This window comes from Gordonibacter sp., from assembly GCF_036667095.1.
Lineage (GTDB): Bacteria > Actinomycetota > Coriobacteriia > Coriobacteriales > Eggerthellaceae > Gordonibacter.
The window spans coordinates 1-11,166 of sequence record NZ_JAVWUP010000079.1 but is presented as its reverse complement, the minus strand read 5'-3'; the positions used below and the strand labels follow the sequence as shown (position 1 = coordinate 11,166).

The window sequence follows — 11,166 nt, the reverse complement described above, 5'->3', positions numbered from 1 at the left end:
GTATCTTACCAGTGGCTCACCACGACATCGCCTGACTGGATGATGCCGTACAACTCCGCCGCCATGCCTGGCGGCAGGTTCACGCAGCCGTGACTGCCGTAGCCATCCCTATAGCGCGAGCCTCCGAAAGCAGCTTGCCAGTCAGCATCATGCAAACCGATGACATTGCCGACGAACGGCATCCAGTACTGCACTGTCGATTCGTATTTCGAACCGTCGAGATTCGTCCCCTTGAGCTTCGAGGGGCTTGCTTTTGCATTGAGCCAGTAAACTCCCGTAGGCGTATTGTGCGAGCCGTTAGGGGTCCCCGACACGCAAGGCGACTCCCAAATAAGCGCGCCTGACGCATCGTAAAAGCGCACGTACTGTTCGGAAAGGTCGATATCGCAGTACCGCGCACCCCAATCGCAAGCGCCGACGCCATTATAGCCCGTACCCGTTGATGTCGTGGGAACATCGACCGTCGTGACTGTACCGCTCGCCACGCCTTCTTTCACCGTGCCCAGCAACGCATCGCGGTCGACCTCCCAGCCGTAGATGCCGCCTTCCACCGTAACGACCTTGCCATCGGGGCGAGTGTACGTGCGTTGCGTGCCCACGGTATTGCAGGCCGCGGCCAGCTGGTCCACCCATGCCGTAAGCGCCGCATCATCCAGCGTTACCGTCAGGTCATCGCCGAGCCTTACCCATTGCGAGATCAGATCGGCGTTCACCTCGCCCGCCGCGGTACCGGCCATGGTAAGCACGATGTCGGCCTTGATCATGGTGTTCGCCTGGTCGGTTGCCGCCTTGAGCTTGGCATCCGTAGAAAGCACCGTGGGCTGGACAAGCTCGTCCTTCGTCAGCTTCACCGTAGGCTCCAAGGCAACGACAGCCTTGTCGACCTCACCGATAACGGCATCGTAGTTCAGCTGGGTGCCCACGGCCTCGGGTTGGACAGTGAACGCTTTGGCCGTGGCATCATAGGCAACGGTCGCATTCGTCGGAGGCTTTGCCGTAGCGTTGAACTGATCGACTGCCGCACGGATCGCATCTCCCAAACCGCTTTCGTTGTACGAGGCCGCCAGTTTCTCGGTCTCGTCGTGCTGACGGGCTATCTCGAGAGGCCATGTCCACGGGCTCACCTCGGCATGCATGGCGTCGGTGACCTTCTTGCCGTCAAGATCCATGCCCGCGTCCTTCGCCGAGAGGGCCAGCGAGAAGCCTTGGCCTTCCACTTTCAACGCATAGTCGTCGATGACCCCGGACAGCAGGTCCTGCACCTCGGCAGACGATTTGAACGACACGTCCAGGTCGCCGATCTTGGTATTGGGCATGAAACGGTCCATGAACACGACCGATCCAGCCACGTAGGCAATGGCGACGAGGGCAAGCAGGATGCCGAGCACAATGCCAAGCACCTTAAGCGGCTTACGGCTCCTTTTGACATCGACTTCGTTGATGTCAACCGGCAACAGAGGGCCGCCTGCATACCCGGGTATGGCTGCCTTTTGGCCGACGGGACCCGCAGAGGGAGCGACGGGTCGCACCGCCTGCGGCATCGCTGCCGGCGGGTTCGGAGCAGAAGAAGCCGCTCCTGCCTTCGGCGAGGCAGGAGCGCCCGGGGGAAACACGGGGGGCATTGCGCTGGACGGGGACGTACCGTGGTCGGACGACGAAGGCTGTCCCCCTTGTGCTTTGGTATCGCCCTCTTGCAACGGAGGCGCTGCATGACGGGCATGCCGGGCCTTGCCGTTTTTGTTCTTATCATTCATATGCGACTCTCATAGACTCGTCTGCGTACTCGCGTTATTCTAGTATCAGTTGCATTATACCAAGATAAGGGAAATCTTCCTGTATGCAAAACGCTTAACTTCCCCCTAAGGTTACACGCATCACAAATTCGCCATGCCTCGTACGTGATTTTCTTCGATAATCAACACATGATTGATGCTCGAAGGGCAAGTGCTTGCTTGACAAACGACGGTGGCGGGATAAAATGTACGTTCCGCGGCACCCTGGTGCAGCGGCGCACGGCAAGCAGCCGTGCAGCTCTTTGAAAAGGTGGGGCCATCCCCCTTGTGGCGTCCGGCAACTCGGTCCGAGTGCCGAACCGCTGCATTTTCACCAATCGGGGGCGACTGGTTTCGACATGGTACGTTTGAAATGAGGAGCAGGTCGTGGTCTCCTCGCCACGTTAAACAGGGGTACCGTCAAATTAATTGGCAAGAACAACACTCAGAGCGCTCCGGCGCTCGCCATGGCTGCTTAATAGCGTCTGGCTGTCGGCCTTGGGATTTCCCCGCCCCTTGGTTCGGCATCAACTGAGGGGAATGCGCCTGAGCACGTAGCCGGTATGGCCCAGGCAAAGACTGAACTGGCTAGGAAAGGCGACGTTTGTCAATGGACCGAGTCCGACCGAATGCCGACCATCGACTAAGCTTGTAGAGCCTCGTGGATTATGTAGTATGGACCGGAGTTCGATTCTCCGCGCCTCCACCAACACCGAACAGGCCCCTTGCCTATCCGGCAAGGGGCCTTTTTCGTCAGGATTCATGCCTATCCGAGCAGTTCAACTGCCTGCTGGCTTACTTTTTCTTCAGGAAGCCGAAATCGAACGCCTCTTTGATGTCGAACACGGCATCTTTCAACTCGGAGACTACCGCAATGCCGTCCTTGTAGATGGCGTTCACGTCGGAGGTCGCCTGCGCGACGCCCTCTTTCGTGATGCCTAGGTCGAACTCGTTGTCCTCGTCCGTATCGCCCTTGACAACATCCCCCTCGTCGTCCACGTAGAAGTACTCGACTTCTTCGCCTTCCTCCATCACGACAAAACCGACCCGGTTGCCGTCCTCGTCTTCCAGGTAGGCGACAATATCATCGTCGTCGATCTCAAGCTCCACTACCTCGAAATCGTCGTTTTCGTCGATCGGCTCGTCGATGGTGACATCCTCGTCGTCTTCGGCCAGCTCGTCGCCCTCGCACTCGTCAAGCATACCTTCTTCTGCCAGCTCGTCCTCAAGTGCATTCGGATCGTCATCGCCAACGATATGGAAGCCCTCTTCGGACAGATCCAAGCCCGTCTTTTTCTCCACAACTGCGGCAAGACCGCCATCGTAGCCGTCGGGACTGGTCTCGCCCTCGCCGTCAGGACCTTCCTCGGCAAAGAAACCCTCGTAGGCCTCCTCTAGGTCGGACTCTTCTGCCTGCGGATCGAACAGCTCGTCGTCTTGGAACTCCTCGACGTCCTTAAGCTCGGTTTCCTCGTCGATCTGCTCGGCTTGTGTTTCAGCGCCGTCTTCGATCTTATCCAATTCCTCGTCCAAGCCCATTGCGGCCTCCTTCGAGTCGGCGTCGGCGACATCGTCGGCGCGATACGGTTGCTATTCTAGCGGCTTCGTTCTTTGAGTGCACGCTCGACCTCGCGGCGATTATCGCGCTCGGCCATGCTGGCGCGCTTGTCGTAGAGCTTCTTGCCGCGCGCGACGGCCAGTTCCACCTTCACCAGAGAATTGTGCTTGAAGTATATCTTCACCGGCACGAGCGCCATGCCCTTCTCGGTGGTCTTGCGCTCCAGTTCGCGGATCTGGCTTTTGTGCAGCAGCAGCTTGCGTTTGCGATCAGGATCGACGTTGGCGAGGTTGCCGTTGGAGTACGGCGGTATGTGCACGTTGTGCAGCCACACCTCACCGCCACGCACCAGCGCGAAGCAGTCAGTAAGCTGGCAGTTGTTCTCGCGCAGCGACCGCACCTCGGTGCCGGTGAGCTCGATGCCCGCCTCGAAGGTCTCCATGATCTCGTACTCATGGAAGGCCTTGCGGTTCTTCGCGATGGTTTTCTCTTCGCGTTTCATGGATGCTACTTTACACCCGTCTTGTCGAATTGCGCTTGCGCCGCCGTCTCGGGTGCCTCGGTGGCTTCGGCGACATCCTCAGCCAGTTCGTCTGCTTCGCCTACAGAGGCCGAGCCCATACCCGGCACGAAGCAGGCGTCTTCGTCCAAATCCAGCGCGAAGCGCACGATCAGCTTCACCGTGGCATCCAGGTCGTCCAGGCACACCACCTCGGTAGGCGTATGCATGTAGCGCAGCGGCACGGACACCAGGCCGGTGGGAACGCCGCCGCGAGCCATCTGGATAGCGCGCGCATCGGTACCCGTCACACCCGGCTCGGCCTCGATCTGGTAGGGGATGCCCTCGGCCTCGGCAGCGGCCACCAAGCGCTCGAACACCTCGGGGTTGATGTTGGGGCCGCGAGCGATAACGGGGCCCTCGCCGCAGACGATCTTGCCGTGCTTCGTCTTGTCGATGCCCGGATAATCGGTGGCGTGCGTCACGTCGAAGGCGAGGCCCACGTCTGGGAACACGGAATAGGCAGACGTTTCCGCGCCCCGCGTACCGATTTCCTCCTGCACCGTGGCAGCGCAGATGAAATCGCCCGATGCACGGCCGGCTTCCGCCAATTTCTCCAGCACGCGCACAGCAACCCATACGCCGGCCTTGTCGTCGAATGCACGCGATACGGCCATGTTGCGGCCGAAGCGCTCAAAGCCCACGCCGAACGTGATCACATCGCCCACACGTACGAGCTTCTTCACCTTTTTTGCCGGCAAGCCCAAATCGATGACCAGCTTGTCGATAGGAGTAACCTTCTTGCGCTCGTCGGGATCGATGAGGTGGATAGGCTTGCGTCCCACGACGCCGCGCAAGGGCTCGAATGCGCCCGAAGCATGCACGTCCACGCGCATACCGGGCAGAACACCCGCGTCAACGCCGCCGACGGATGCCACCGAAAGGAAGCCCTCGTCGGAGATATAGGTGACCATCAGGCCGATCTCGTCCATGTGCGCAGACAACATAAGGGACGGCCCCGTGCCTTTGCCGGAAAGGGTGGCGTGCACCGACCCCATGACATTCGTCTCGATCTCGTCGGCCACCTCGGCCAGACGATCGCGCACGAGGGCCGCCACGGCAATCTCGGTGCCGGTGGCAGACGGCGTTTCGAGCAGTTTCTTGAGGAATTTCACCTGCTTGTTCTTCATGAGTACTCCCTGGTTCTCAGACGCCCTCCCCCTCGTCTCTCGGGCAACGGGAACGGGCGTGCAATGTTGGTATGGGAGGTTATTATAGCGGTTCACGCACGGGGCTTCATCTTCTTTCGCGCGATGAAGCAAGGTTGTCATCGGGAACAGGGCATCGCCTGCGAGACGAAAGCAATGCCTCTTTGCACCGAGGCAGCGAAACCGTACCCCCGACGCAGCAGCCTGCATCGAAACCGCGGCGGGCAGAGCCTACCAGTATTCCTTCTTCTTCGCACGCACACGTTGCTTCTTCGGCGGGCGGAAATCCAGTTCCAGCTGTCCGCCCTGCACGGTATCGGTGGCCTTCTTGCGCTCGACCTTGTCGATGCTCCAAGACACGGCATCCTTGCCGTACGTCTCCAGCATTTTCAGACGAGCATCGCGTAGGTTTCCCTTGGAGTTTACACGGGCATCGCTCTCGAACTCGAACAACCCGGTAGCACGGGTATCGGAAGCCGCTGGCGAGCGATAGTGGGCGATGTAGGTCTGCATGGGTTTCCTTCAACTTCAAAACCGACTAATCTTCAAGCACCGCATCATACCACGAGGCGGGGCGGGACGAACAATTGCAGCAGAGTCGCAACGACCGCACCGCCACAGCGGCCAAGGCGGGCAGCTAGGCAAGCACCTTCACGACGATTTTGCGAACCGGAGAGGGGGCATGCAGGGCGCATCCCGGCTTGTGCGCATCTTCGAGGGCGAGGACGGCCAGATCGCCTGCGTGCAGAGCGACGGCACTCGGGGCATCCGGCGTCTCGAACAGGCCGAAGTCGGCTTCCTCGTCGAACGGTGCTGCTGCGGCAAGTCCGTCGAGCGGGGCGTATTGCAGCAACTCCTCGCCCGCTACGACGTACTGCACGTCGTAGTAGCGGCGATGCGCTTCCATCTGCTTGTCAGCAGCCGGAACGGTCTCGTATTCTTGCACGTTGGCGAACACTGCATCGCCGTCGATGTCTGTGCGGCCGAGCGGAAGGCTCGCCAAGTCCGCCTCGCGCAGGAACGCATATGCGGTGCGCATGCGATCGGAGAGGTAGTCGTTTCGGTCGGAGTTGTCCAAACAGGAGACAAGCACGGTGGTTCCTTTCGCTGGCGGGTTATGGTCGGTCGCTATTCTAGCAGGAACGCAGCAGCATCGGCAGGGTCTGCATCGCGCATGCGGTCGAGCAAGACGTTCTTCTGCAAGCGCGTCAGGCGCTTGAAGCGGTATTCCGCGCTCATGGCCTCGTGCTTGGAGGCGAACTGTGCTTGGGCGACCAGCTCGACCGGCAGACGGCCGCGCGTGTACTTGGCGCCCTTGGCGGCATTATGCGTGCGCACGCGCTGCTCGACGTCGGTAGTATAACCCGTGTAGAGCGTTCCGTCGGCGCAGGAGAGCACGTACATGAAGTAAGCCGGCCGGGGCGCTTCCGCCTGCTCGCCAGTACCCGGCGCCGCCAACTGCGCGCGGCTGGAATCGTCTGCGGGAGCAGCGGCTTCGGGTGGTGTTCCCGTTGCTATCTCGGACGAGGTTTCCGGCACATGATCAGCCGACGATTCCGCCGCGCAAGCCTTCCTCGACGCGGCGTGCTCAAGATCCTCGCTCCCCCTCTTTACGCCCATTTGCGCGTCACGCCTTTGCCTTCGGCTATAGCCTCGTCGCCCAGCGTTTTGAAGAAGTTGTACAGTGTTGTGTCGGGAGAATAATGTTTCACCTGCGCATACCCTTCGCGCACCAGTATGGCGTTCAGCATTTTCGAGGCAATCTCGTCTTTGCTCGTCGGATCGTCCGGCTTCTCCAGCCATACATAGCGCAGCCAGCGGCCGTAACGATCCGTCTCGGAGACGTCGCGTTGCAGCCAAATGGTCTGGCCGACAGACACGAGCGACTTTGTGTAGTTTGAGGCGATGACGCCCTCCTCGCAGTTGCGCGACTGGTCCTCGGCGACGCTCTCCGGCGTGTCGATGCCGACGAGGCGCACGTAATTCACCGTGCCGTCGGGAAGCCGGGCCTTGATCGTATCGCCATCGGTCACGTGCGTGACCACGGCTTCTTCAAGCGCACCATCAAAAGCAACAACAGACGAAAGCGAGGGGGCCGAAGACGAAGGTCCGGCCGAGGCGGAATCGACCGGCTGCACGCTCGACCAGATCCACGAGCCAAGCAAAGCTAACACCAGCGCCAGTGCAACCACAACAGCCGCAACCGGGCTCTTCCGTGCCAGGCTCGAAAACGCGCTCGCCATTTGCTGCTTGCTGGCCGCCATCGCCGCCCTTTCCATCTCCTCGTATGCGAAGAGACGATTATAGCCTATCGGCAAGTCGAACCTGCCAGACGCGAACCTTCAACAGGGAAGAGAGGGAAACCGGACAGGCAATGCACACTTCGCCGACAGGAGCCTTGGGACCTAAAGCCCCTCCCCTCTCCATTCCTCCGCACCGAGCGAATAGAACGTCATATCCTGAGGCATGCCGTCCGGACCGGGCTCGGCGCCACGCAGGGTGCCCTCCAGTCGGAAGCCGCACTTCTCGATGACGCGCCGCGAGCGCTGGTTGAAGGCGTAGTGGTTCACCGTAACCATTCCCAGGCCCAGTTCTTCGAAGCCATAGCTGATCACCTCGCGTACCGCCTCGGTCATGAGGCCCCGGCCCCAAGCTTCTTTGGCAAGCGCGTAGCCCAGCATGAGGCAATCGACGTTTTTGCGGTGCGGGTCGTCGATAAGACCGACCGAGCCTCTGCACGGACCGGTGCTTTCACCGCGCTTCTCGAAGATGCCGAACACGTGCGGGGCGTTGGCTATCTGTGTCACAAACAGGCGCGAATCCTCGAGCGTGCGATGCAGGGGCCAGCCGGCATCGGCACCGATATCAGGATCGCTGCAATAGGCGAACACGTCGGGTGCGTCGTCTGGCCCCAAAGCGCGCAGTACAAGGCGCTCGGTTTCGAGCACGGGGCACTCGCCCGACGACTCGGCGAAAAGGGCCGGGGGTGCATCCGGATGGCGGCGCCGGGAAGCAGCGAGCACCTCTTGGAGCTGCAAGTCGCTGAGCACGCGGATGCCCTCCTCGCGCAGCAAACGTGCCGCCACCCCATATCCCGCAACATGCGTACCGGTGAACGTGCCATCATAGATGATGCCGTTTCCGCAGGTGGGGCTTTGTGCTTTCAAGATGGCAAGCTTGCAGCCCGCCGCACGTACGCTCGCCAGCGTCGCCTGGGCACCTGACATGAACGCCACGGTGACATCTTGTCCCTCGACGTTCAGCACGCGCAGCGCCCGTTCCCGCGTGACGATCTCGCAAGGAGGTCGAGGAGCATCAAGGCCACCTGCCAACTCGGGACAAATCGGCAGCAGCTGGTGGGCGCTTCGCAGGTCATCGACTGCCGAGCACGGCACGGCCATGCCATCGTAGCGGCAGGGCTCCCCTAGCAGGCAGGCGCTTACGGCTATATTCATGAAGCCTCGGTTCAAAGCGGTTTGCGTGGATTGCGCACTATTCTAGCACGGGCGCGCACTACAGCTGTCCGGGTCAACCTTCTCGCGCATGCATGCGCCCGAAGCGCTCGACGTAGGCGCGTACGCAATCCGCGATCTTGTTGCGCTCGGCGGCACTCTCGCACCCATCGGCCGCCACCATAAGCAGCAAGATGGGCGAGAAGAACTCGATGGCCATGAGTCGGGCATCGCTCTGCTTGAAGTAACCTACCCGCATCATCTCGGCGAACAGCTTCGCCTGATGTTCAAGGGGCTTCTCCATGAAGTAGCTACGGTACAGCCGTCCGATGGCGGGACTGCGGTACTGCTCCATAACCAACAGGTGTCGGAAGGACACGGCATGCTCGTCTTCGGTCCAATAGCGAAACATCGCCACGCTCATAGCCTCGATCGCCCCCGGAGGAAGCGTCGCGTACCCTTCGGCCAGCTGGGATGTCGCACCAGCGGGAACCATGCCGTCAGGCATCTGCAGCTTGAGCACGAGATCGTCGTAGGCAGCGTTCATACGCTCCACGACAGCATCGAAGATAGCCTGCTTGCCCGCATAGTGCTTGTACAGCGAGGCCGGCTGGATGCCCACCGCCTCGGCAATATCGCGCACGCCCACACCCTCGTAGCCGCGCTCAGCGAACAGGCGCAGCGCCACCTCTACGATAGCGGCCTTCGTATCGCGGCGCGCCGTCATGCGCGAATCCCCCAAGTACGCAGCGCCCACCAGGTCGCCACAAGCTGTAGAACGCCGATGATCATATAGACCACGGATATCTCGTTGGGAACGAAGACCATCTCCACCCCAGTCCACACGATCAGCAGAATGCCCGCCGTCACACCCCACCGATACGAGGCGATGCGGTCGCCGCGAAAGCGGAACACCAACGCCACGATATTGGCGACACCGTTCACCAGCAAAAGCGCCAAACCAGGCCAGAAGTGGCTGGTGAAGAACACGTCGTGGAGGGGGAAGTTGTCGTAGATAGACAGCGGCATGAAACCATCCATCTCGGCCGGGAGCATGCTCAGGCCCGCAAGCATCATTATGCAGCCGCAGACCACCGCGCATATTCCGTTGAACCAGTTAATGAAAAAGGCAAACCCTCGCGCGATTTTGTCAAGCATGGCCCTTGCCTTCCTTCCGCGCTACGAAGGGCACGAGCTATGCTCGAAGCTCTCCGCAGCACCCTCTCCGTCTTTAGCTAACGATCGTTAGCTTTCCGAAAACCACTTTACTACGGCACCACCCTCTTTGCAAGAAACGATTCGCACGGCGTTTGCCCATTCCGCTTGAAGACCGCCTCTCCTGCCCCGACACCACACCGCGATCGCGTGATAATGACCGCATCAGCCAGTGCGCCGACTAGCGACGCCGTCCCCTTAAGGAGTCAAGGCATGATCAACACCCCCTCATGCGTGCCGGCCGTGCCCGGCTTCGAGGACACGGGATCGTTTGTCGGCCCCGAGGACATTGCCGAGACGATGGACTGGCCGAGCGTGGTGGGCCTCGGTGAGATGATGAACTTCCCCGGCATCCTGGGCGGCACCGACCATGCACACGGCGAGGTGGGCGAAACCTTGCGCGCGGGCAAGATCGTGACTGGCCACTACTCCATGCCCGAAACCGACCGTGGGCTGAACGCGTATGTCGCCTCGGGTGTGCGCTGCTGCCACGAGTCCACCCGCACTGAGGACGCGCTGGCGAAGATGCGCTTCGGCATGTACGCCATGATGCGCTACGGTTCGGCCTGGAAAGACCTGCCCGTGATCGACGGCAAGCTCGAGTCCGACATCGGCCAAGACGTGCTGAAGACGTTCGTGTTCGAGCGTCACCACGAAACCGGAAAGTTCGGCTACGGGTTCGTGAAGGGCTTCGGCATCAAGCGCGGGGCGATGGCGTCCACCGTTGCGCACGATGCCCACAACCTGCTGGTAGTCGGCACGAACGACGACGACATGGCCCTGGCTGCGAATACGCTTATAGCCTGCGGAGGAGGCATGGTGGTGGTCGATGGCGAGATACTGGGCCTGGTGGAGCTGTCCATCGCCGGTCTCATGGACGCCCTGCCGACCGAGGAGCTAAGCGAGAAAGTGCACGGCATGGAGAAGGCCTGGGCTGAGATCGGCTGCACCATGCCTTCCCCGTTCATGACGATGGCCCTGATCCCCCTGGCTTGCCTGCCCGAACTGCGCCTGACGAACCGCGGTCTGGTGGACTGCACGACGTTCCAGTTCGCGACGCTGCTGGCAGCGCAATGGGATACGGAGGCGCTGCCGTTTAGCATTCGCAGCGAAGATTGAACCTCACCTGCCTTATTTGCTCTGGGACTTTATTGATGGAAGTTCCAGAGCATTCTTGTCAGGCTCATGAGTCTATCTCGGACTCGAAGTGCACGGGGTATCATGAACGGAAAAGCAGCCGCGCCGTAGTGCTCAAGCTTGATTACCTCGCTTCAATCCGCACGCCCGCAAGGGGCGTGACCGATCAACGATTTGCGGGCCTTGCCATCCTTTGCGTTTCAACCCGCACGCCCACGAGGGGCGTGACCACGATGTAACACGCTCAGACCGGATGAAAAAGAGTTTCAACCCGCACGCCCACGAGGGGCGTGACGGAGCCATGCGGCCCCCCTTAAAACTACTG

Annotated in this window: 12 protein-coding genes and 1 other RNA gene; 2 read left to right on the top strand and 11 right to left on the bottom strand. The window is 60.7% G+C overall.

Features of this window, described 5'->3' with window-relative positions:
• Positions 1–5: 5 nt before the first annotated feature.
• Positions 6–1,754 carry a L,D-transpeptidase family protein gene (locus RR842_RS08400; RefSeq protein ID WP_332729454.1) on the bottom strand — a complete coding sequence of 583 codons (1,749 nt, stop codon included), beginning with the start codon at positions 1,752–1,754 and terminating at the stop codon, positions 6–8.
• A 358-nt stretch (positions 1,755–2,112) separates the two neighbouring features.
• On the opposite strand from RR842_RS08400, the gene ssrA reads away from it, so the two are divergent.
• Positions 2,113–2,481: a transfer-messenger RNA gene (gene ssrA, locus RR842_RS08395) on the top strand.
• A gap of 86 nt (positions 2,482–2,567) precedes the next feature.
• Here ssrA and RR842_RS08390 read toward each other — a convergent pair.
• The 10 genes from RR842_RS08390 to RR842_RS08345 all read right to left on the bottom strand — a co-directional run bounded on the left by RR842_RS08390 (position 2,568) and on the right by RR842_RS08345 (position 9,647).
• Complete coding sequence (locus tag RR842_RS08390; protein ID WP_332514265.1) at positions 2,568–3,311, bottom strand: hypothetical protein; 744 nt, start codon at positions 3,309–3,311, stop codon at positions 2,568–2,570.
• A 56-nt stretch (positions 3,312–3,367) separates the two neighbouring features.
• Positions 3,368–3,832: an SsrA-binding protein SmpB gene (gene smpB / locus RR842_RS08385; RefSeq protein ID WP_332514263.1), complete on the bottom strand. Its 465-nt coding sequence runs from the start codon at positions 3,830–3,832 to the stop codon at positions 3,368–3,370.
• A gap of 5 nt (positions 3,833–3,837) precedes the next feature.
• On the bottom strand, positions 3,838–5,019 hold the full coding sequence (locus tag RR842_RS08380) for a M42 family metallopeptidase (protein ID WP_332521560.1): 1,182 nt from the start codon (positions 5,017–5,019) through the stop codon (positions 3,838–3,840).
• Between the two features lie 249 nt (positions 5,020–5,268).
• Positions 5,269–5,550 (bottom strand): hypothetical protein, encoded by a 282-nt coding sequence (locus tag RR842_RS08375; protein ID WP_332514259.1) that lies wholly within the window; start codon positions 5,548–5,550, stop codon positions 5,269–5,271.
• Between the two features lie 124 nt (positions 5,551–5,674).
• Positions 5,675–6,130 carry a YhcH/YjgK/YiaL family protein gene (locus tag RR842_RS08370; RefSeq protein ID WP_332514258.1) on the bottom strand — a complete coding sequence of 152 codons (456 nt, stop codon included), beginning with the start codon at positions 6,128–6,130 and terminating at the stop codon, positions 5,675–5,677.
• Positions 6,131–6,165: 35 nt separating this feature from the next.
• The gene (locus RR842_RS08365) at positions 6,166–6,657 is read right to left on the bottom strand and encodes a GIY-YIG nuclease family protein (protein WP_332574699.1); all 492 of its coding nucleotides are present in this window, start codon (positions 6,655–6,657) and stop codon (positions 6,166–6,168) included.
• The gene (locus RR842_RS08360; RefSeq protein WP_332713569.1) at positions 6,648–7,301 is read right to left on the bottom strand and encodes a thermonuclease family protein; all 654 of its coding nucleotides are present in this window, start codon (positions 7,299–7,301) and stop codon (positions 6,648–6,650) included. Before RR842_RS08360 ends, RR842_RS08365 begins: the two co-directional genes overlap by 10 nt.
• A gap of 141 nt (positions 7,302–7,442) precedes the next feature.
• On the bottom strand, positions 7,443–8,492 hold the full coding sequence (locus RR842_RS08355; protein WP_332729453.1) for a GNAT family N-acetyltransferase: 1,050 nt from the start codon (positions 8,490–8,492) through the stop codon (positions 7,443–7,445).
• A 73-nt stretch (positions 8,493–8,565) separates the two neighbouring features.
• Positions 8,566–9,246: a helix-turn-helix domain-containing protein gene (locus RR842_RS08350; RefSeq protein ID WP_332729452.1), complete on the bottom strand. Its 681-nt coding sequence runs from the start codon at positions 9,244–9,246 to the stop codon at positions 8,566–8,568.
• Positions 9,213–9,647, bottom strand: coding sequence for a hypothetical protein (locus tag RR842_RS08345; RefSeq protein ID WP_332729451.1), 435 nt, complete (start codon positions 9,645–9,647; stop codon positions 9,213–9,215). The genes RR842_RS08350 and RR842_RS08345 overlap by 34 nt, the downstream gene beginning before the upstream one ends.
• A 270-nt stretch (positions 9,648–9,917) precedes the next feature.
• On the opposite strand from RR842_RS08345, the gene RR842_RS08340 reads away from it, so the two are divergent.
• A complete protein-coding gene (locus RR842_RS08340; protein WP_332729450.1) occupies positions 9,918–10,823 on the top strand; it encodes an adenine deaminase C-terminal domain-containing protein in 906 nt (301 codons plus the stop codon).
• The last annotated feature ends 343 nt before the right edge of the window (positions 10,824–11,166 follow it).